At 63.3% G+C, this 18,863-nt stretch carries 18 protein-coding genes and 1 pseudogene; 10 read left to right on the forward strand and 9 right to left on the reverse strand.

The genetic code is table 11. From position 1 onward, the window contains the following. Positions 1 to 134: 134 nt before the first annotated feature. The gene (locus HX875_RS25015) at positions 135 to 821 is read right to left on the reverse strand and encodes a GntR family transcriptional regulator (protein WP_177046696.1); all 687 of its coding nucleotides are present in this window, start codon (positions 819 to 821) and stop codon (positions 135 to 137) included. 2 nt (positions 822 to 823) lie between these two features. Further along, entirely contained in the window at positions 824 to 2,623 is a 1,800-nt protein-coding gene (gene atzF / locus HX875_RS25020; protein WP_177046698.1) for an allophanate hydrolase, read from the reverse strand. A 264-nt stretch (positions 2,624 to 2,887) separates the two neighbouring features. On the opposite strand from atzF, the gene HX875_RS25025 reads away from it, so the two are divergent. Next, positions 2,888 to 4,264, forward strand: a complete 1,377-nt coding sequence (locus tag HX875_RS25025) for a pyridoxal-phosphate dependent enzyme (protein ID WP_177046700.1) — start codon at positions 2,888 to 2,890, stop codon at positions 4,262 to 4,264. Next, the gene (locus HX875_RS25030) at positions 4,261 to 5,427 is read left to right on the forward strand and encodes a cystathionine gamma-synthase (RefSeq protein ID WP_177046702.1); all 1,167 of its coding nucleotides are present in this window, start codon (positions 4,261 to 4,263) and stop codon (positions 5,425 to 5,427) included. Before HX875_RS25025 ends, HX875_RS25030 begins: the two co-directional genes overlap by 4 nt. Before the next feature lie 135 nt (positions 5,428 to 5,562). Here HX875_RS25030 and HX875_RS25035 read toward each other — a convergent pair. Continuing rightward, positions 5,563 to 5,733, reverse strand: a pseudogene (locus tag HX875_RS25035) (MAPEG family protein); the annotation flags it as partial. Beyond that, positions 5,733 to 6,050 (reverse strand): DUF2834 domain-containing protein, encoded by a 318-nt coding sequence (locus HX875_RS25040; RefSeq protein ID WP_177046704.1) that lies wholly within the window; start codon positions 6,048 to 6,050, stop codon positions 5,733 to 5,735. The pseudogene HX875_RS25035 and the gene HX875_RS25040, both read right to left, overlap by 1 nt. Positions 6,051 to 6,166: 116 nt before the next feature. Between HX875_RS25040 and HX875_RS25045 the strand changes: the two genes are divergently transcribed. Beyond that, a complete protein-coding gene (locus HX875_RS25045; RefSeq protein WP_177046706.1) occupies positions 6,167 to 6,970 on the forward strand; it encodes a helix-turn-helix domain-containing protein in 804 nt (267 codons plus the stop codon). A gap of 124 nt (positions 6,971 to 7,094) precedes the next feature. Further along, positions 7,095 to 7,514 carry a hypothetical protein gene (locus HX875_RS25050; RefSeq protein WP_256348168.1) on the forward strand — a complete coding sequence of 140 codons (420 nt, stop codon included), beginning with the start codon at positions 7,095 to 7,097 and terminating at the stop codon, positions 7,512 to 7,514. A 60-nt stretch (positions 7,515 to 7,574) separates the two neighbouring features. On the opposite strand, the gene HX875_RS25055 is transcribed toward HX875_RS25050, so the two are convergent. After that, positions 7,575 to 8,045 (reverse strand): RidA family protein, encoded by a 471-nt coding sequence (locus HX875_RS25055; RefSeq protein WP_177046708.1) that lies wholly within the window; start codon positions 8,043 to 8,045, stop codon positions 7,575 to 7,577. Positions 8,046 to 8,335: 290 nt separating this feature from the next. Between HX875_RS25055 and HX875_RS25060 the strand changes: the two genes are divergently transcribed. Next, entirely contained in the window at positions 8,336 to 8,767 is a 432-nt protein-coding gene (locus HX875_RS25060) for a nuclear transport factor 2 family protein (RefSeq protein WP_177046709.1), read from the forward strand. 280 nt (positions 8,768 to 9,047) lie between these two features. On the opposite strand, the gene HX875_RS25065 is transcribed toward HX875_RS25060, so the two are convergent. Further along, on the reverse strand, positions 9,048 to 10,376 hold the full coding sequence (locus tag HX875_RS25065) for an aminotransferase-like domain-containing protein (RefSeq protein ID WP_177046711.1): 1,329 nt from the start codon (positions 10,374 to 10,376) through the stop codon (positions 9,048 to 9,050). 92 nt (positions 10,377 to 10,468) lie between these two features. On the opposite strand from HX875_RS25065, the gene HX875_RS25070 reads away from it, so the two are divergent. Continuing rightward, positions 10,469 to 11,359 (forward strand): DMT family transporter, encoded by an 891-nt coding sequence (locus HX875_RS25070; protein ID WP_177046713.1) that lies wholly within the window; start codon positions 10,469 to 10,471, stop codon positions 11,357 to 11,359. Positions 11,360 to 11,362: 3 nt separating this feature from the next. On the opposite strand, the gene HX875_RS25075 is transcribed toward HX875_RS25070, so the two are convergent. After that, positions 11,363 to 11,917, reverse strand: coding sequence for a YceI family protein (locus tag HX875_RS25075; RefSeq protein WP_177046715.1), 555 nt, complete (start codon positions 11,915 to 11,917; stop codon positions 11,363 to 11,365). 118 nt (positions 11,918 to 12,035) lie between these two features. Between HX875_RS25075 and HX875_RS25080 the strand changes: the two genes are divergently transcribed. Both HX875_RS25080 and yghX read left to right on the forward strand, forming a co-directional pair. Next, positions 12,036 to 12,530 (forward strand): PaaI family thioesterase, encoded by a 495-nt coding sequence (locus HX875_RS25080; RefSeq protein WP_177046717.1) that lies wholly within the window; start codon positions 12,036 to 12,038, stop codon positions 12,528 to 12,530. Positions 12,531 to 12,574: 44 nt separating this feature from the next. Beyond that, entirely contained in the window at positions 12,575 to 13,462 is an 888-nt protein-coding gene (yghX, locus tag HX875_RS25085) for a YghX family hydrolase (protein WP_177046719.1), read from the forward strand. Between the two features lie 137 nt (positions 13,463 to 13,599). On the opposite strand, the gene HX875_RS25090 is transcribed toward yghX, so the two are convergent. Then, a complete protein-coding gene (locus tag HX875_RS25090) occupies positions 13,600 to 14,784 on the reverse strand; it encodes a DUF2252 family protein (RefSeq protein WP_177046721.1) in 1,185 nt (394 codons plus the stop codon). Positions 14,785 to 15,008: 224 nt separating this feature from the next. Between HX875_RS25090 and HX875_RS25095 the strand changes: the two genes are divergently transcribed. Together HX875_RS25095 and HX875_RS25100 are read left to right on the forward strand one after the other, a co-directional pair. After that, complete coding sequence (locus tag HX875_RS25095; RefSeq protein WP_177046723.1) at positions 15,009 to 16,271, forward strand: aspartate aminotransferase family protein; 1,263 nt, start codon at positions 15,009 to 15,011, stop codon at positions 16,269 to 16,271. After that, positions 16,268 to 17,770 carry an APC family permease gene (locus HX875_RS25100; protein ID WP_177046725.1) on the forward strand — a complete coding sequence of 501 codons (1,503 nt, stop codon included), beginning with the start codon at positions 16,268 to 16,270 and terminating at the stop codon, positions 17,768 to 17,770. The genes HX875_RS25095 and HX875_RS25100 overlap by 4 nt, the downstream gene beginning before the upstream one ends. A gap of 13 nt (positions 17,771 to 17,783) precedes the next feature. Here HX875_RS25100 and HX875_RS25105 read toward each other — a convergent pair whose 3' ends face one another. Then, on the reverse strand, positions 17,784 to 18,677 hold the full coding sequence (locus HX875_RS25105) for a LysR family transcriptional regulator (protein WP_177046727.1): 894 nt from the start codon (positions 18,675 to 18,677) through the stop codon (positions 17,784 to 17,786). Positions 18,678 to 18,863 lie beyond the last annotated feature (186 nt).

Genomic DNA, 18,863 nt, shown 5'->3' on the forward strand with positions numbered 1-18,863 from the left:
AGCGCCCCCAAAACCGGACACCCTATTTTATCTGCCGAAAAGAGGTGTTTGGATTGGGGCTGCTGCGCAGCCCAGCGGGAGCAAGCTCCCTCGCCACAGGGATTGGGGCCAGCCAATTTTTCAGTGTGAAAGGCTTATCCCCTTGCCACCGCCAACCGATGCAATGTGATCTTGCGCACCTCCTGCTTGCTCACCTCAATATGGGTCTTGAGCAGTTGCTGCGCCAGATCGCTTTGCCGTTGCAGGATCGCCTCGAGGATCAACCCGTGCTCCTCATACGTCGCCGCAATACGTGACTGCTGGGTGAAATCCAGCCGCCGAATGATGCGGATTTTCTCGGTAATCTCGTAGTGCATCCGCGCCATTTCAGCGTTGCCGGTGGCCTGCACCAGCCCGCAGTGAAACGCCTCGTCCAGTGCAGAGACGACCTGGGCGTCATCCAGCCGCGCACTTTTGTCCACCCGCCAAATCGCCTCAAGCCCTTCAAGCCCCTGTTCCGCCATGCCACACAAGCGGCTGACGGCCGCCAGCTCCAGCACGATCCGAACGTCGTACAGTTCCTCGAAATAGTTGAAGTCGAACGGCCGCACCTGCCAGCCACTCCGGAAGAACACCTCCAGGTACCCTTCCCGCTCCAGCCGGTAAAGCGCCTGGCGCACCGGCGTGCGGCTGGCCTGCATGCGCTCGGCCACATCGCCTTCGCTGAAGCGATCCCCCGGCAGCAGGCGAAAGCCGAAGATGTCGTCCTTCAACTGCTGGTACACCCGCTCCGCCAGGCTGTCCGGCCGTTCGCCGGACTTTCTCGTGGTTGAAAGCTGCATGGCTACGCCCTGCTTGCCATGTAAGCGCGCCAGCCGCCGAACTCGGTGATGTCGGTGGCACCTGCCAGGGCCCAGGGCTCGCAGATAAAACCCTTCACGCTGCGCCCGTCCGCCAGGGTCAGGTTGCCAATGCCCAGCGGCGCCGGGATCTCGGCGACGAACTCGCCAAAGCGGGCCATGGGCATGTCCCACAGCTCAACGATGATCGAACGGCCCGAGTCATCCTTGACCAGCCCGGGCTTGGGCGGCACCGTGCCCGGCAACGCATGCAGGCGGTAGTGGCTGGCGGTGAGGGTTTGCTCGACCAATACGGCATTGCGGCTGGTCAGTTGGAAATTCAGCGGCATCCCGGTGAGGTGTGCGCCCACCACTGCCACCCGCACGCTGCCGGGCGCCTGTCGTGCAACGGCTGGTGGCGGCAGAGCGCGTTCGGTGGCGCCCAACGGCAGGTCGAGGCCAGCCTGCCAACGCTTGCCCAGATGCGCCAACGCCGCATCGTGCCAGGCCGGTGCGATCAGGGTGATGCCGCATGGCAGGCCATCGCTGCGCAGCCCGGCGGGAACGGCCAGCGCCGAAAGGTCCGCGAGGTTGGTGAAGTTGGTGTAGAAGCCAAACTGCGAGTTGTAGAGCACCGGCTCCACGGCCATTTCCGCCAGGGTGCGAATCGTCGGCGAGGTCGGCACCAGCAAGGCGTCGAAACCGACGAGGGTGTCGTTGATACGCCGGCTCAGTTCGGCCCGCAGGTATTCGGCTTTATAGGCATCGCAGGCGCTGTATTTGAGGCCGTTCTCGACAATGCCGCGCACCACCGGGTTGATCGCGGCGGGGTTGCTGGCGAGCATGCCTTCCAGCGCGACCGTGCGTTCCGCCACCCAGGAGCCGTAATACAGCTGCTCGGCGAGTTGCTGGAACGGGCTGAAGTCCACCGGAGTGATTTCGGCGCCCAGGGACTTGAACCTGAGCAGTGCCTGTTCAAACACCGCCTGGTTCTGCACGTCGCCAAAAAACTCCAGGCTGGCCGGTACCGCCAGTTTGATCGTGGCACCTGCCGCCACCGGCGCGGTGTTGGGGTTGACACGGGAATACGCGTCACTGGGGTCGTAAGCGGCGGCCACGCCTGCCACCTGCTCGGCATCTTCAACCGTCAGGGCAAACACCGAAATACAATCCACGGTGCGGCACGCCGGCACCAACCCGGTATTGGACAGCCGGCCCTTGGTCGGTTTGAGCCCCACGATATTGTTGAAGCCCGCCGGCACCCGTCCGGAACCGGCGGTGTCGGTGCCCAGGGAAAACGCCACCAGGCCACGGGCAACCACCGAAGCCGAGCCCGAGCTGGAACCGCCGCTGACATAATCCGGGTTGAAGCTGTTGCCAACCGCGCCATAGGGCGAACGCGTGCCGACCAGGCCTGTGGCGAACTGATCGAGGTTGGTCTTGCCCATCAGGATCGCCCCGGCTGCCCGCAACCGGGCTACCACCGAGGCGTCCGCCGCGGCGGTATACGCGAACTCAGGGCACGCAGCGGTGGTTTCCCAGCCCGCCGCATCGATGTTGTCCTTGATGGCAAACGGCACGCCATACAGCGGCAGCTTGTCGATATCGCCGTCGACCGCCGCCAGCCGCTCGGCCAGTTGTGCCAACTGAGCACTCAACTGCTGGGGTTGCACCCGGCTGATCCAGGCGTTGTCCTCGGCGGGAAACGTGTCCGCCAGGGTCAACAGGATGTCGGGGGTCAGTGCCCGGCTGCGGTAGGCAGCCTGCCATTCACCAAGGGTCCAGCCGAGTTGTTCGTTGCGCATTGGGGATTCCATCTTGTATCCAAGTTTGGATTTCTTTTAGCAAGCGTTGGGCCAATCGGCTGCAAACCAATGAATACGTGGCCTCGATCGAAATCCATCGGCTTGGCAGCCTTCGGCTGTGCTCCGTGATGAAGCAGCGATGCGCCAAAAAAAGACATTCAGGCGGCCGCCCGGTTGCGAGCGGCTCGATACCGGCCTATGTTCGAAACCATGCTTTCGAAACTGCTGTCCATCCCATACGCCCTTCCGTAGCCAGGTGACGACATGCCCACCGCTTCCCGCCCCGCCGTGCTCGAACTGATCGGCAACACGCCGCTGGTTCGGGTCAGCCGCTTCGATACCGGCCCCTGCACGCTGTTCCTCAAGCTTGAATCCCAAAACCCCGGCGGCTCCATCAAGGACCGCATCGGCCTGGCCATGATCGACGCCGCCGAACGCGACGGCCGCCTGCGTCCCGGCGGCACCATCATCGAAGCCACCGCCGGCAATACCGGCCTCGGCCTGGCCCTGGTGGGCCGCGCCAAGGGTTACCGGGTGGTGCTGGTGGTGCCCGACAAGATGTCCACCGAGAAAGTCTTGCACCTCAAAGCCATGGGCGCGGAGGTGCACATCACCCGCTCCGATGTCGGCAAGGGCCACCCCGAGTATTACCAGGACGTGGCCGCCCGGCTGGCCAAGGACATTCCCGATTCCTTCTTCGCCGACCAGTTCAACAACCCCGCCAACCCGCTCGCCCACGAGACCAGCACCGCGCCGGAAATCTGGGCCCAGACCCAGCATGACCTGGACGCCATCGTGGTCGGCGTCGGCTCGGCCGGCACCCTCACCGGCCTGACCCGTTTCTTCAAACGCGTGCAACCCGACCTGGCCATGGTGCTGGCCGATCCGGTGGGTTCGGTGATGGCGGAATACAGCCGCAGCGGCACTATGACGGAGCCCGGCTCGTGGGCGGTGGAAGGCATCGGCGAAGACTTCATCCCCTCGATCGCCGACCTCTCCAGCGTGCGCCACGCCTATTCCATCAGCGACGAAGAAAGCTTCGACCACGCCCGCCAACTGCTGCGGGCCGAAGGCATTCTCGGCGGCTCCTCCACCGGCACCCTGCTCGCCGCCGCCCTGCGTTACTGCCGCGAACAGACCGAGCCCAAGCGCGTGGTGACCTTCGTTTGCGACACCGGCACGCGCTACCTGTCGAAGGTCTACAACGACCAATGGATGAACGACGCCGGCCTGCTGCAATACAAACACTACGGCGACCTGCGGGACCTGATCGCCCGCCGGTTCGAGGATGGCCGGGTGATCAGCGTCGGCCCCGACGACAGCCTGCTCACCGCCTTCCAGCGCATGCGCCTGGCGGACGTCTCGCAACTGCCGGTGCTGGTGGACGGCCAGCAACTGGTGGGCGTGCTCGACGAATCGGATGTGCTGCTTGGCCTGCATCACAACGCCGCGCACTTTTCCATGACCGTGGCCAGCGCCATGACCAACGCCCTTCACACCCTTGCGCCCAGCGCGAGCCTTGCGCAATTGCAGGCCGAACTGGATCGCGGACTGGTGGCAATCATTGCCGACGCCTCGGGCTTTCACGGCCTGATCACCCGCGTCGACCTGCTCAATCACTTACGGAGATCCCTTGCATGACCCAGCACGATAAAAGCGCCTTCGCCACCCGCGTGATCCATGCCGGGCAATCCCCAGACCCGACTACCGGCGCGCTGATGCCGCCGATCTACGCCAACTCCACCTATTTGCAAGACAGCCCCGGCGTGCACAAAGGCTTCGACTACGGGCGCTCCCACAACCCGACGCGCTTTGCCCTGGAACGCTGCGTGGCCGACCTTGAAGGCGGCACTCAGGCTTTCGCGTTTGCCTCCGGGCTGGCGGCGATTTCCACCGTGCTGGAACTGCTCGACGCCGGTGCCCACGTGGTCTCCGGCAACGACTTGTACGGTGGCACCTTCCGCCTGTTCGACAAGGTGCGCCAACGCAGCGCCGGGCATCGCTTCAGCTTTGTCGACCTGACCGACCTGTCGGCCTTCGAAGCGGCGCTGCAGGACGACACGCGGATGGTCTGGGTCGAAACCCCTAGCAACCCGTTGCTGAGCCTGACCGACCTCGCCGCCATCGCCCGCGTATGCAAGGCCCGGGGCATCATTTGCGTGGCCGACAACACCTTCGCCAGTCCATGGATCCAGCGCCCGTTGGAACTGGGTTTCGACATCGTGGTGCACTCCACCACCAAGTACCTCAACGGCCACTCCGATGTGATCGGCGGCATTGCGGTGGTGGGCCAGAATCCTGAACTGGCCGAGCGCCTGGGCTTCCTGCAAAACTCAGTGGGCGCGATTGCCGGGCCGTTCGACGCCTTCCTGACCCTGCGCGGGGTGAAGACCCTGGCGCTGCGCATGGAACGCCATTGCAGCAACGCACTGGAACTGGCGACGTGGCTGGAGCAACAGCCGCAAGTGGCGCGGGTTTACTACCCGGGGCTCGCGTCGCACCCGCAACATGAACTGGCGCGCCGACAGATGCGCGGGTTTGGCGGGATGATTTCGGTGGACCTGAAAAGCGACCTGGCGGGTGCGACACGCTTCCTGGAAAACGTGAAGATCTTTGCCCTGGCCGAGAGCCTCGGCGGAGTGGAAAGCCTGATCGAGCACCCGGCAATCATGACCCATGCGAGCATTCCAGCGGCGACCCGGGCGCAGTTGGGGATTGGGGATGGGCTGGTGCGGTTGTCGGTGGGGGTTGAGGATGTGGAGGACCTGCGGGCGGATCTGGCGCAGGCACTATCAACAATCTAAATAACAACGCCGAACACTGTGGCGAGGGAGCTTGCTCCCGCTGGGCTGCGCAGCGGCCCCAAAATCCTGGGAGCGCTGCGCACTCCAACGGGAGCAAGCTCCCTCGCCACAGGTTACTCGGTGAGGCTAAGGCAGAGCACACCGGCTGACCTGCGGCAGTTCCTGCGAATTAGCCGCCCGTTTGAAGAAGCCGGCATCCTCACTGTTGATGAACGCAAGGTGCCTGAGGCGGAAATAGCCTTGATAGCAAGAGATCGCCAACATCTTGATGAACAGTACCAACACGCACAGGGCATAGACTTCCATCATTGGCTCCCTGCGCGATGGCGGAATCCGTTGACCACCAGATACAGCAGCGGCCCCACGGACACAAACACCGCCGTGATCAACCAATAAGGCAACACCGACACCAGGGATTTGCCTCTGGCCCGTGCATCCCGGTACATCCACACGCACGCCATCAGCGCCATCAGGTACAGGTCAATCACCACCTGGGCGGTGTCCGGCCTCGACATCAATTCAAGCCCGAACGCCATGAGCGACTGCTCGGCCATCAGCATCGTGATCACGGTGTACAGGGCAAACGCCAACAACCCGACAAGGGCGATCCAGGGTCTGTGCATGTTCTCCTCCTTGGAGACAACGGTTCGGGAAGCTGCACATTAGTGATAACGTCCTTGCCCTCTCAATGACCTCACAGGTCATCGACATCACCGACCCGCACGGCCAGAGTCAGCCCATGAGCAGCCCACCTTTCCCCCGCGCAACCCCCGACACACCCTCCGGCGCGCAACTGCGCGTGCTGCGTCGGCAGGCCAGATTGAGCCAGCTGGAACTGGCGCTGATCACCGGGGTTTCCCAGCGCCACTTGAGCTGTATCGAAACCGGCCGCGCCAAGCCCAGCCCGGGCACGTTGCATATTCTGTTGATGGCCCTCGAGGCCCCGCTGGAGCAGTGCAACAACGTATTCCTGGCCGCCGGCTTCGCCCCACGTTATGAGGCCACCCCGCTCACGTCACCGTCGATGGAAGCCATTCGCGAGGCCATCAGCCACGTGCTGCACGCGAACAATCCGGCGCCGGCTATCGTGCTGGGCAGCCATTGGGAAGTGCTCGCCGCCAATGCCAGTACCCACGTGCTGTTCGATCTGGTGGGGATCAAACCGGAAGCGGCTGAAGGGCTGAATTTGCTGGTCACCCTGCTACAGCCTGGCGGGCTGGGTGATCACTTGATCAACGCCGAAGAAATCCGAACCGTCGCCTGGCAACGGGCATCCCGCGAGGCGTTGGGCAATCCGCAACTTGCCAGGATTCTGGACAGCCTGCCGGCGCCGCAGAGCACCGAGGCATTGACCAATGAGCTGCCGCCGCTGGTGCTGACACGCATCCAATCAAGGGAAGGTGAGTTAAACTTCATGTCGACCTTCACCACCTTCGGCATGCCGCAGGACATCACCGTGACCTCGTTGCGCATCGAGCATTTGATTCCAGCGGATGCACAGACGTGGCAGGTGATGACCGCGGCGTATGAGCGGTCGAAATAGGCAATGCCTTGCCGAATCCGGCAACCCCTGACCACTCCCCGCCCCCGGCGGCCCCGCAGCACAAGGCTTGCAGCATATGGCCTGACTATTGCTGTGCTCCTGTTACCAACCAGGGAGCAGCATCATGATCGGAAGCACCAGCCTTATCGCACTGGCCCAGAAGAGCCTGACTCAGTCCATGGAAAACGGCACGCTTCGGGCCGGGAGGATTGAGGTCATCAACGCCACACCAGAGATCAAGGCCAAGCTGGAAGCCAGCTATCAGGAGCAAGTGCTCTCGACCGCGCAAACCGTTGCCACCGCCAGAGCCAATCCGTCGTGGGCGACCTTCGACGATAAAAGCAATGCCGTCGAATTGCCTGATGTGCAGTCCCTCAGCAAAAGCGACGCCACCCATGTGGCCAACGGTCTGCAGTACCTGCTCGATATCGGGCGTCTGGATGGCAAGACCGTCACCGCGAAAAACGGCGACCAGTCGACGGACAACATCGCGGTGTACAAGGACTGGCTGCAGGCGCACATCGGCGTTGATGTGCAAGCCTGAAGCGCCTCACACCATCGGCACGGCAATCAGCAAGATCGCTGTGCCATGGGTCGCTTGGCGTCAGTCGCGTGCCACGGCAGTCATGTCGATTTCCACCGCCGCGCCCTTGGGCAGTTGCAGCACGCCAACCGAGGTGCGCGTATGCGACCCGGCCGCCCCCAGAATCTCGTTCAACAGGTCGGACGCGCCGTTGGCCACTTCGCTTTGCTGGTCGAAGTCCTCCGCGCTGCGCACGTACACATTGATCTTCAGGATCGCCTTGACCTGATCCAGCGAACCCAGTGCCTGCTTGAGCAACCCCAGGCACCGCAGTGCGCTCACGCCCGCGGCAATCTGTGCGTCGGCCAGGCTGAGGCTTTCGCCGACCTTGCCGGGCAGCACGATGGCGTCACCCACCCGGGGGATCTGGCCGCTGATGTAGATGTGATTGCCGTCCCGCAACAACGGCGTGTAGTTGCCGCCGATCTTGAACTCGTTGAGCTGGTAACCGAGGCGCGTCATGGCCGCCGCGTACTTTTGATCCGGTGTCATGTGTTGTTGTCCTTATTGGCTGTTGCGGCGCTGCCATTCATCCGCCGCATCGCCCATGGTCTTGGGGATATGGGTGCTTCGGCCACAGCATAGCCATGTGCCATTTGCTCGGGAAGTACTGGCGACTATTTCGCAAGTGATAGGACAACCAATGCCATTCGATAGCGCCTATATCCAGGACCAGGAGAAATTTCACTTTCCTTGACCACCTGAAATACGGCATGGTTGTACGACGACTACAAGAGCCCTCCTGTGTCGTACCAGTACCCCACAACAACAAGGAAACACCCATGCAAAACGTCAAGGTTCTGATTGGTTTTCTGTGCCTGTTCAGCGGCTACGCGGCCGCCGCGCCTGCCGCAAGTGACAAGGATGTAGCCGCTGCGGTCGATCACCTGACCCAGGCCATGCTGCACAAGGACATCCCGCAACTGCAGGTACTCACCGCCAACAACCTCACCTACGGCCACTCCAGCGGCAAGATCCAGAACAAGCAGGAATTCATCGCCGACATTGAAACCGGCAGAAGCGGTTTCAAGACCCTGGAAATGCAGAAACAGACCATCACCCTCAATGGCGACACCGCCCTGGTGCGCAACCACTTTTCCGCCCAGGCGGTGAACAGTGGTGTTGAGGTGCCTACCGAAATTGAAAACTTCCAGGTCTGGCAGAAGCAGAAAGGCAAGTGGCTGCTGATTGGGCGCCAGGCTTACAAGTTCTGATAGCAGGCGGATGCTTTCCTGTGAGGGGGGAGCTTGCTTTGGTGAGGAGCTTGCAGTGAGGAGGGAGCTTGCAGTGAAGAGGGAGCTGCTGTGGCGAGGGAGCTTGCTCCCGCTGGAGTGCGCAGCGCTCCCGCTTTTTTTGGGGCCGCTACGCAGCCCAGCGGGAGCAAGCTCCCTCGCCACAGCAAGCTCCTCACCACAGCAAGCTCCTCATCACAGCAGCTCCCTCGCCACTTAGCAGACTCCCTCGCCACAGTCATATCAAAGGCCATCAGGAGGCCTAGTAAGCCTCCACCGCCCAGCGCACCTTCACCAGCGCCTCGCGCAGCACCTCCCGGTCCACCGAGCCCAGCGCCACACGCAAGGCATGGGGCACGTGGGCCGAAACAGCAAACGGTTCGGCGGTGGACACCGAGATGTTTTCCCGCGCCAGCGCCATGGTGATCTGGTCGGCGCGGGCGTCTTCCGGCAAGGGCAGCCACAGGAAATACGAAGACGGATGGCGGATCACATTGAGCCCCGCCAACACCTCATCGGCCACCACCTGGCGAGCCCGGGCATCCTCGCGTTTTTGCGCTTCCAGCTGCTGCACCGTGCCGTCGTCGATCCATGCGGCGGCAACAGCGGTCATCACCCCCGGGGTATTCCAGGTGGTGGCCATGACCGTACGTTCCAGCGCCGCCATCCACTGCTGAGGCGCGGCCACGAACCCCACCCGCAGCCCAGTGGCGACACTCTTGGACAGCCCCGATACATACACCGTGCGCTCCGGCGCCAGTTCGGCCACAGGCGGCGGCGCGTCCTCGGCTAAAAACGCATAGGCAGCGTCCTCGATCAGGATCAGGTCATGCCGACGGGCAATCGCTACCAAGTGTTCACGCTGCGCCATGCTCATCACCCAACCCAGCGGGTTATGCAAGGTCGGCATGCTGTACACCGCACGCACCGGGCGGCGGGCACAGAGTTTTTCGAGGAAGGCCAGGTCCGGGCCGGTCGCGGTCACCGGGATCGCGACGATTTCCAGATGCAGCGTCTCGGCCAGTACCTTGAACCCGGAATAGGTCAGCGCATCCACCGCCACCACATCGCCGGGCTTCAACAGCGACATCATGGTCACCGCCAGCCCGTGCTGGGCCCCGCTGACGATCAGCACCTGCTCCGCGTGCACCGTCAGCCCCCGGCTCGCCAGGTGCCGCGCCACCGCAGCCCGCTCATGCAGCCGGCCGGCGTGGGGCTGGTAGCGCAGCAGTGCCGCCAGGTCGCCGGACAGCGCCAACTGGCGCAAGGCAGTGCGCAGCAGGTCGGTCTGGCCCGGCAACGACGGGTAGTTGAAGTTGAGATCGATCATGCCCGCCGCCACGGCAATCTGGCCGACGCCCTGCCCCGGAGACAGCGCAATTTCCCGCACAAAGGTCCCGCGTCCGGTCTCGCCGCTGACCAGGCCCATGGCCTCCAGCTCGGTGTACACCCGGCTGGCTGTAACCAACGCCAGGCCGTGGCTCGCGGCCAACTGGCGGTGGGTTGGCAAACGGGTACCCGCCGCCAGCGTGCCGGAGCGGATATCCCGGGCGAAGGTGTCCACCAGGGTCTTGTAGCGGGCGCGAGGCATAGGCGATGTATCCATGACAATTTTTTGATTGTCTTAATGGTGAATCATAGGATGCGAAGGACGCAACTTATCCTTCATCGAGCCCGACGCCCATGGAACGCACCACCCACCTCAACACCCGGGAACACAACGCCAGCGGCTGGCTCAATGGCTTTATCGGCGTGGTGATCTTCAGCGGCTCGCTGCCCGCCACGCGCCTGGCGGTGCTGGAATTCGATCCGGTGTTCCTGACCGTCGCCCGCGCCACGATCGCCGCCCTGCTCGGCCTGTGCCTGCTGTGGCTGTTCAAGGAAAAACGCCCGGCTCGCAGCCATTTGCTGCCCCTGGCAATCGTCGCGCTGGGGGTGGTGATCGGCTTTCCGCTGCTTACGGCATTGGCCTTGCAGTACGTCACCAGCGCCCACTCCATCGTGTTTGTCGGCCTGCTGCCGTTGGCTACGGCGGTGTTTGGCGTGGTGCGCGGCGGCGAGCGGCCCAAGCCGGTGTTCTGGTTGTTCTCGATCCTGGGCAGCCTGCTGGTGGTCGGCTATGCCGTTGCCCAAGGCTTGAGCGCCACGCCCGCCGGGGATTTGCTGATGCTGCTGGCAATATTGGTGTGCGGCCTGGGTTATGCCGAAGGCGCCAAGCTGTCGCGCACCCTGGGCGGCTGGCAGGTGATCTGCTGGGCGCTGGTGGTCTCGCTGCCGATCGTCGCGCCGCTGACGGCCATCCTCAAACCCGCGTCGTTCACCGGCATCAGCCTGCCGGCCTGGCTGAGCCTGGCCTATGTGTCGCTGTTCAGCATGCTGATCGGGTTTGTGTTCTGGTATCGCGGGCTGGCCCAGGGCGGTATCGCGGCCGTGGGGCAATTGCAGTTGCTGCAACCGTTCTTTGGCCTGGCACTGGCGGCGACGCTGCTGCATGAGCAAGTGAGCCTGGGCATGCTTCTGGTGACTGTGGCGGTGATTGCCTGCGTGGCGGGCGCGAAGAAGTTTGCGCGCTAGCGATCAGCGTTCAGGCGCAACCATCTTGAACTTGATGACGATCTCATTGGACACCACGCTGTCCGCCCACTCCCCCGCGCCGATCTTGAAGTCGTCGCGCTTGAGCACGAACTCACCGTCGAACACGCCGATGCCGCTCTGTTCCTTGAGGGCCACCTTGACCTCCACCGGTTTGGTCTGGCCCTTGAGGGTCAGGTTGCCGCTGAACAGGTAGCGGCTGCCGCCCAGGTCGGTGATGTGGGTCGAGGTGAAGGTGCCCACCGGGTAAGTCGTCATGTCGAACCAGCCAGGTTTGGGCAGTTCGGTGTTGGCGTCGTCGCTGCCGGCGTTGATGCTCGGCAGCTGGATGGTCAGCACGGTGCTGGCGGCAGCAGGGTTTTGCGTATCGAAACTCAGGGCTGCCGAATAGGTGCCAAAGGTGCCGTACACCTGCTGGCCCATCTGGTCATAGGTGAAACTGATGGTGCTGGCCGCCGGGTTGACGTCGGTGTATTCCACGGCATACGCATTGGACAGGGTGCCGAGGGTAAGGAAGGCCGCTAGCAATCGACGTTTCATGGGATTCTCGAGTGGGAATGGAACACGCTGTGCACTGCTAACAGCGTAGGTGCTGGATTTATTCACGCCCCTGGCATTAGGCTCATGCCGGATGGAACTCAAACAACAAGGAGCCACGATGCCCGCGCTTTCGCTGCAAGACACCACCGCCCCCGAAGGCGTCTGTTACGGCTGCGGCAGCAGCAACCCCCACGGCCTGCACATCAAGAGCCGCTGGGACGCCGACGGCATTTACGTGATCGCCGAGCACCAGCCCGACGCCCAATACTGCGGCTGGCCCGACCTGGTCTACGGCGGCTTGATCGCGATGCTGGTGGACTGCCATTCGAACTGGACCGCCATGGCCTACCACTACCGTGCCGAGCAACGCGAACCCGGCAGCCTGCCGCGTATCGACTGCGTGACCGGCAACCTGGGGATCAAATTCATCAAGCCGACCCCGATGGGCGTGCCGCTGAGCCTGCGTGCGAAAGTCGAAGGTGACGTGGGGCGCAAAAGCCGCGTGGTGTGCGAGGTGTACGCCGATGGCGTGCTGACGGCGATCGGCGATTCGGTGTTCGTGCGGGTCGACACCGGGCAATTGGCCGCCGCTGCCCATGGCCGGGAAGCCTGATCCTGGTCTACATTCAGTCCCACCGCTAATCGAGGACGCCACCGATGACTCGTCTGACCGCCAAAGACTTCGCCCCTGAACTGCTGGAGCTTTACGACGGCTACGCCCACGGCAAGATCAACCGCCGGGAATTTCTCGACCGTGCGGCACTGTTCACCTTCGGCGGGCTGACGGCCTCGGCCCTGCTCGCCGCCCTGAGCCCCAACTACGCCCTGGCCGAACAGGTGAAATTCACCGACCCGCAGATCGTCGCCGACTACATCACCTACCCGTCACCCAAGGGCAACGGCACGGTGCGCGGCTACCTGGTGCGCCCGGCCAAGGCCACCGGCAAGGTGCCGGCAGTGGTGGTGGTGCATGAGAATCGTGGGTTGAACCCGTATATCGAAGACGTGGCCCGTCGGTTGGCCAAGGCCGGGTTTATTGCCCTGGCGCCGGACGGCTTGACCTCGGTCGGCGGTTATCCGGGCAACGATGAGAAAGGTGTGGAACTTCAGCAGAAAGTCGACCCCGAGAAACTGATGAACGACTTCTTCGCCGCCATCGAATGGTTGATGCACCACGATTCAAGCACCGGCAAGGTGGGGATCACCGGGTTCTGTTATGGCGGCGGTGTGACCAACGCGGCGGCGGTGGCCTATCCGGAACTGGGCGCGGCGGTGTCGTTTTACGGGCGCCAGCCGGAGGCCAAGGACGTACCACGGATCAAGGCGCCGATCATGCTGCATTACGGCGAACTGGATACGCGGATCAACGAGGGCTGGCCGGCGTACGAGAAGGCGTTGAAGGCGGCGGGTACCACGTACGAGGCGTTTATCTACAAGGGCGCCAATCATGGGTTCCACAACGACTCGACGCCGAGGTATGACGAGGCGGCGGCGAATCTGGCGTGGGAGCGGACGCTGGGTTGGTTCAGGAAATACCTGGCCTGAACACAGCGCTCAGGTAGGACCGGGCTTATGTGGGAGCCGGGCTTGCCCGCGATGGCATCACCTCGGTGTGTCAGATACACCGCGGTGATGCCATCGCAGGCAAGCCAGCTCCCACAGTGATTCAGCTGTTTCCCGGGTCAGTGCTCCAGCGCATACCGCCGGCAGTGGTTGAGATACCCTTCCTCATGGCTCCCCACCAACTGCACCACACTGGTCCACAGCCACGACGGCGCATCCAGCTGCTTGGAGCGGTTCTCCTGCAACATCGCCATCCAGTCCTTGCGCGTGTCCCGATCCATCTGCCGTGCATGGGCCACGCCCACCACCCGCGCCAGGTACCCGGCCGCGTGCATCGCATCAATCTCACTCAGCTCATCCAGCTCCAGTTTCATGTCCTGGGGCAGCAATTCGCGGATGAAAAAACCGTGGTCCAGGAACCGCGTCGCCAACATTCGCCCTCCCAACGCCGGTGAAAGGTGCCGCGCGCCCTCCACCACCCGCCGGCCATTATCCCTGGGCATCTTTGCCCGAGCCGCCCGCGGAGCGGCAGCGCCCACTGCTTCCTTAATATCGAGCAGGCAGTATTCCTGATCCGACTTGTCTCCTACTCCCAGCAACACCGCATAGCGCAGCAACCCAAGAGAACTGCAACCCTTGACCCAGTACGCCGAGTCCCGCAGCTCGACCGTGTCGTCGTTGGAGCGGCCCTTGAGCGAAGTCACCAGCCGGTGGATTTCATCCGAAGCACACAGCGTTTCCAGGGCTGATTTTTCCGCCCGCGACAACGACCAGAAATGCTTGCCCAACGGAATCGTCGGCCGGGTGTTTTCAATGCGTTCACGGGCGAGGTTTTTCCAGGTGCGTTCCACCGCGCTGCGCATCCCGGACTTGACCTGGGACGGACGCGGCGGCGCCTCGTCGGGCTTGTCCTTAAAAGCCTGGGCGTAGCCCACCATCATCTCTTCGAGCATGCGGGCGGTGGTCACCCCCGGCAAATCCGAACCCCGGGCAGCAGTGGCCAGGGACAACGCCAGGCGCACCAGGTCATGGGCCGGGTTGCCGATCACCGCCTGGTCAAGGTCGCGGATATGCATGTCGATCCGGCCCTTGGTGTCGCCCGTAGGCCCAAGGTTGCCGGCGTGGCAGTCGCCGCAGATCCAGATCGCCGGCCCGTGGGGCAAGCGCCGGCCGTGCTGGCTGTGGAGCCACTCATAAAACTGAACCGTACTGCCCCGCACGTAAGCGTGGGCGGAGCGCGCCATCTTCAGGTTGCGCAGTTGCGTGAGGTGAGGCATTCGCGAAGAAGGACGCGGAGTTTTCATGAAAGTACTCGTCGTGGAGATACGGTAGAGGCTTGCCCGCGACAAATGTTTCATTTTGTTTCAGAGGATTTTATTAATAAGCCACGCCAAATAATCCCACTGCAATCGGTCTTTCTATTCCTCCCGTCCCCGGGCCTAGCATCGGGTCAACTCGATGCAGCGAGTCACAACCCTAACTGCACACATCCCCAAACACTGCCGCCCTAACAAAAGAGATAAAGCAGATGAATGAAGTGATGAACACCGCACCCGCCAAGATCAACCTGGTCAAGGCCCGAGGCTCGCTGGTATGGGACGACCAGGGCAAGGAATACATCGACTGTACCGCCCAGGCCTGGTCAAACAATCTGGGGGCGAATGACCCTCGGGTGGTGGAAGCCGCCGTCGCGCAACTGCGCGAAATGACCCACATCCGCCCCAACTTCGGCTCCCCCGCCCACACCCGGCTGGTCAAGAAACTGCGGGAAGTTTCCCCCGGCGCCCTCAACCAGATGGGCTTTGCCCTGCATGGCAGCCTCGCCGGTGAGATGGCGATGAAACTGGCCTTCAAGAACCGCCCCGGCGCGCAGAACCTGCTGGTGCTGCAAGACGGCTACCACGGCCGCTCCCTGGCCACCCTCGGCGCGAGCTGGCCGCATCCGAACAACCCGTTTTTGGCGATCCAGCCGCGCTTCACCCGCGTGCCACACCCCAACCCCTACCGCACCCGCCTGGGCATGGACCCGGAAACCGAGTCGCAGTTGTGCCTCGGCCTGCTGGAAGAAACCATCCTCAAGGGCGTCGACGGTGGCGTGGCCGCCGTGATGATGGAGCCGATCCAGGGCAATGGCGGGCATATCGAATTCCCCCGTTCCTACTACAAGGGCGTACGCGAGATCTGCGACCGCCTGGGTGTGCTGCTGATTTTTGACGAGGTCCAAACCGGCTTCGGGCGCATGGGCACGATGTTCGCCGCTGACTATTACGACGTACTGCCCGACATCATCGTGTTCGGCAAAGGCGTCGGCGGCGGCTTCCCCCTGGCCGGGATCCTGGCCGACGACAAGCTCAAGTGGTTCGACGAAGGCGAAGAAGCCCTGACCTTCGGCCACTTCCCGGTCTCGCTGGCCGCCGGCTACGCCACGGTGGAAGCCATCGTCGCCGACAACCTCTGCGAAAAGGCGCGGGACTCCGGCGAGTACATCACCGCCCGCCTCAAGGAGATGCAAACCCGCCACCCGTTGATCGGCGACGTGCGCTGCCCGGGGCTGATGGCCTCCATCGAACTGGTCAAGGACCGCACCACCAAGGAACCGGCCTGCCGGGAATCCCAGGAGGTGTATCGCCTTGGGGTGGAGCGCGGCGTATTGTTTGGCGAAAGCCGTTACGCCGGGCTCGGCAACCTGATCAAGGTCAAGCCGCCGCTGGATATCGAACGCCCGTTGCTGGCCAAGGCCCTCGACGTGCTGGACGAAGTGATCGGCATCATCGAGGAGCAACGGCCATGAGCACATTCGTCGAAAACACCGTGACCGCCCCGCCGAATGCCCAGGCCCCGCTGTCCAGCGATGACGCCGACCTCGCCAGCCTCGGCTACGAGCAAAAGATGCACCGCACCATGAGTTCGTTCACCTCGTTTGCCCTGGCCTTTTCCATGGTCTCGATCAATACCGGGGTGGTCACGCTGTTCGCCGACCCGTTCAACCGCGTCGGCGGTATTGGCATCCTTCTGTGGCTGCTGGTGATCCCGCTGGTGTGCTGCATCGTCATGGTCTACTGCCACCTGGCCGGGCGCATTCCGCTTACCGGCTACGCCTACCAATGGTCCAGCCGGCTGGCGGGCAATCACTTCGGCTGGTTTACCGGCTGGGTCGCGTTCACCTCGTTTGTGGCGGGTACTGCAGCCACCTCGGCGGCCATCGGCACGGTGTTCGCACCGGAGATCTGGGCCAACCCGACACAGGGCCAGATCCAGGGCCTGAGCATCGGCGCGACGCTGGTGGTGGGCCTGCTGAATATCTGCGGGATTCGCCTGGCCACGCGCATCAACGACATCGGTGCGATCATCGAAATCATCGGCACCGTGCTGCTGGCGATTGCGTTGTTCTTCGGGGTGTTTTTCTTCTTTGAACACACCCAGGGCGTGGCGATCCTGACCTCGGCGCAACCGGTGAGCGGCGGCACTGTCAGCTTCACCACCATCGCCCTCGCCACCTTGCTGCCGGTCTCGGTGCTGCTGGGCTGGGAAGGCGCGGCGGACCTGTCGGAGGAAACCAAGGACCCACGCCGCGCCGCTCCCCGGGCGATGCTGCGAGCGGTGCTGGTGTCCAGCGTGCTGGGCTTCGTGGTGTTCGCCTTGCTGAGCATTGCGATACCGGGCTCGGTCAGCGAGCTGCTCAGCCACAGCGAAAACCCGGTGATCAATATCGTGCGCCTGCAACTGGGCAACGCCGCCGGCGTGGGCATGATCGTGATCGCCTTCGCCTCGATCCTCGCCTGCCTGATCGCCAATATGGCGGTGGCCACGCGCATGACCTTCGCCCTGTCCCGGGACAACATGCTGCCGGGCTCCAGGGTGCTGGCGAAGATCAACCCGCACTTCGGCACGCCGGTGGGCGCCATCGTGCTGATCACCGCCATCGCCGTGCTGCTGAACCTGGCGAGCGGCGGGTTTGTCACGGCGATCTACTCGATGGTCGGCCTGACCTACTACTGCACCTACCTGCTGACGTTGATTGCCGCGTACCTGGCCTATAAAAACGGCCGGATGCCGGGGGCGCCTGCGGGTGTGTTCAGCCTGGGTCGCTGGCTGTTGCCGATGATCATCCTCGGTGGCCTGTGGGCCATCGCGGTGATCCTGACCCTGAGCGTGCCGGAAGAAAGCCACACCGGCGCCATCACCACCGGGGTTACACTCGGCGTCGGTGTGCTGTGGTGGTTGTTTTCGCTGCGCACGCGCCTTAACAATGGCACCGCCGGGCCGAGCAGCAAATTACTGCATCAGTAGGAGCCCCTCCTGACTAACGTCGGCTGCTCGCCACTTCCATCGCCAACTCGGCAAAGTTGCGCGCCGCCACACTCGGCTGTGGCGGCAGCGCAACTGCCACCTCACACATCGGCATGTCGCTGATCACCGGGAACGCCAGGCCAGGGCGCGCATAGAAGCGTGCGGTGGACAGCGCGGTGATGCTGATCCCGCGCTCTGAGGCCACCGCCTGCAACTCGGTCTCTACCGTCGAGGCTTCATGGACGACCCGTGCCGGCTGGCCGTTGCGGTACGCATCGGCGGTCCAGAAACTGCGCCACACGCCAACCCCTGGCGCGGCAATGATCGGCTCATCCAGCACATCGTAGATACTCACGCTGCTCTCCCCGGCCAACCGGTGGCTGGACGCCAGGCACGCCACGCACGGTTCGGTCACCAGGGTGTGCAACTCGATGTCCGCCAGGCCCAGCGGCGGGCGCAGCACCGAGACATCCATGCCTTCGTCGATCCCGGCATGGGGCGAGCCGAAGTCATATTCGTGCACCACCAGTTCGATCTCCGGGTAGCGTTTGGCGAACACACTGAGGATTTGGGGCATCAGGTCTACACCGGCGCCGATCAGGAAACCGATATTCAACGAGCCGCGCACGCCGCGAGCATGTTCGTGGGCGGTGCGCACCAGGCGGGTCACGCCGTTGACGATTTCCCGCGCCTCAACCAGTAACGCTACGCCGGCGTCGGTCAGTGCCACGTTGCGGGTATTGCGCTGGAACAACTGCACATCCAGCAGCGCTTCAAACTGGCGGATGGTCTGGGACAGTGCGGGTTGCGAGACATGCAGGCGGGTCGCCGCGCGCACAAAACTGAGCTCTTCGGCGACCACCACGAAGGCCTTGAGTTGACGGATGTCCACGCCGGAAGTTTGCATTGAAGCCTCTTATGATCAGTCGGCAGACCGAGTGGGAGAATAACCTGTGGTGAGAGAGCTTGCTGTGGTCAGGGAGCTTGCTGGGTCAGGGAGCTTGCTGGGTGAGGGAGCTTGCTGTGGCGAGGGAGCTTGCTCCCGCTGGGTTGCGTAGCAGCCCCAAAAAAAAGCGGGAGCGCTGCGCACTCC

Source organism: Pseudomonas yamanorum (genome assembly GCF_013386765.1).
In the GTDB taxonomy this organism is placed as follows: Bacteria; Pseudomonadota; Gammaproteobacteria; order Pseudomonadales; family Pseudomonadaceae; genus Aquipseudomonas; species Aquipseudomonas yamanorum_A.

Bases quoted from the DNA above. Each gene is read 5' to 3' on its own strand.
- HX875_RS25090 (WP_177046721.1), bottom strand. From the start codon at position 14,784: ATGAAAACTCCGCGTCCTTCTTCGCGAATGCCTCACCTCACGCAACTG.
- HX875_RS25105 (WP_177046727.1), bottom strand. From the start codon at position 18,677: ATGCAAACTTCCGGCGTGGACATCCGTCAACTCAAGGCCTTCGTGGTG.
- yghX (WP_177046719.1), top strand. From the start codon at position 12,575: ATGACTCGTCTGACCGCCAAAGACTTCGCCCCTGAACTGCTGGAGCTT.
- HX875_RS25065 (WP_177046711.1), bottom strand. From the start codon at position 10,376: ATGCCTCGCGCCCGCTACAAGACCCTGGTGGACACCTTCGCCCGGGAT.
- HX875_RS25100 (WP_177046725.1), top strand. From the start codon at position 16,268: ATGAGCACATTCGTCGAAAACACCGTGACCGCCCCGCCGAATGCCCAG.
- HX875_RS25060 (WP_177046709.1), top strand. From the start codon at position 8,336: ATGCAAAACGTCAAGGTTCTGATTGGTTTTCTGTGCCTGTTCAGCGGC.
- HX875_RS25040 (WP_177046704.1), bottom strand. From the start codon at position 6,050: ATGCACAGACCCTGGATCGCCCTTGTCGGGTTGTTGGCGTTTGCCCTG.
- HX875_RS25055 (WP_177046708.1), bottom strand. From the start codon at position 8,045: ATGACACCGGATCAAAAGTACGCGGCGGCCATGACGCGCCTCGGTTAC.
- HX875_RS25030 (WP_177046702.1), top strand. From the start codon at position 4,261: ATGACCCAGCACGATAAAAGCGCCTTCGCCACCCGCGTGATCCATGCC.
- HX875_RS25095 (WP_177046723.1), top strand. From the start codon at position 15,009: ATGAATGAAGTGATGAACACCGCACCCGCCAAGATCAACCTGGTCAAG.
- HX875_RS25070 (WP_177046713.1), top strand. From the start codon at position 10,469: ATGGAACGCACCACCCACCTCAACACCCGGGAACACAACGCCAGCGGC.
- HX875_RS25015 (WP_177046696.1), bottom strand. From the start codon at position 821: ATGCAGCTTTCAACCACGAGAAAGTCCGGCGAACGGCCGGACAGCCTG.
- HX875_RS25075 (WP_177046715.1), bottom strand. From the start codon at position 11,917: ATGAAACGTCGATTGCTAGCGGCCTTCCTTACCCTCGGCACCCTGTCC.
- atzF (WP_177046698.1), bottom strand. From the start codon at position 2,623: ATGCGCAACGAACAACTCGGCTGGACCCTTGGTGAATGGCAGGCTGCC.
- HX875_RS25050 (WP_256348168.1), top strand. From the start codon at position 7,095: ATGATCGGAAGCACCAGCCTTATCGCACTGGCCCAGAAGAGCCTGACT.
- HX875_RS25025 (WP_177046700.1), top strand. From the start codon at position 2,888: ATGCCCACCGCTTCCCGCCCCGCCGTGCTCGAACTGATCGGCAACACG.
- HX875_RS25045 (WP_177046706.1), top strand. From the start codon at position 6,167: ATGAGCAGCCCACCTTTCCCCCGCGCAACCCCCGACACACCCTCCGGC.
- HX875_RS25080 (WP_177046717.1), top strand. From the start codon at position 12,036: ATGCCCGCGCTTTCGCTGCAAGACACCACCGCCCCCGAAGGCGTCTGT.